Origin of the sequence: Sphingomonas sp. CCH5-D11 (assembly GCF_001557395.1) — a bacterium.
Classification (GTDB): domain Bacteria; phylum Pseudomonadota; class Alphaproteobacteria; order Sphingomonadales; family Sphingomonadaceae; genus Sphingomonas.
Genome location: NZ_LSKH01000076.1, coordinates 1 through 460 on the forward strand (window position 1 = coordinate 1; position 460 = coordinate 460).

The 460-nt window shown below is 68.0% G+C and carries 1 pseudogene; it reads right to left on the reverse strand.

The features are described from left to right. Nucleotides 1-460: pseudogene (locus AX702_RS04460) on the reverse strand (DDE-type integrase/transposase/recombinase); the annotation flags it as partial.

Sequence of the window (460 nt, forward strand, 5' to 3'; positions counted from 1 at the left end):
CCGCGCGTCGGCACGCCTCCGAAGAAGGCGAATGCCCGCGCATGCGCGTCGAACAGCATCTCCTGTGTCTCGCGGGGATAGGCGCGCACATACATCACCCGTGATGCGCACAGCCGCACATGCGCGACCTTTACACGCATCGGCTTGCCCGAGATCTCGACGTCCTCATGGCTCCAGTCGAACTGATACGCCTCGCCCGGCCGGAACAGCAGCGGGATGAACGCCGGCGCATCCATCACATCGCGACGCCGCGCCTGCCGCCAGCGAGCCGCATAACGCCGCACCGCGTCGTACGAGCCGTCGAACCCCTCGCGTAGCAGCAGGTCGTGGATGCGCGTGAGGCGCAGCTTCTCGCGCCGCGGTCGTGCCTCGTCTTCCTCCAGCAACGCATCCAGTCGCGCCTGAAACGGCCCCAGCTTCGGCAGCGGCTGCACCTCCCGCCGGTAGCCCATGTCCGCCT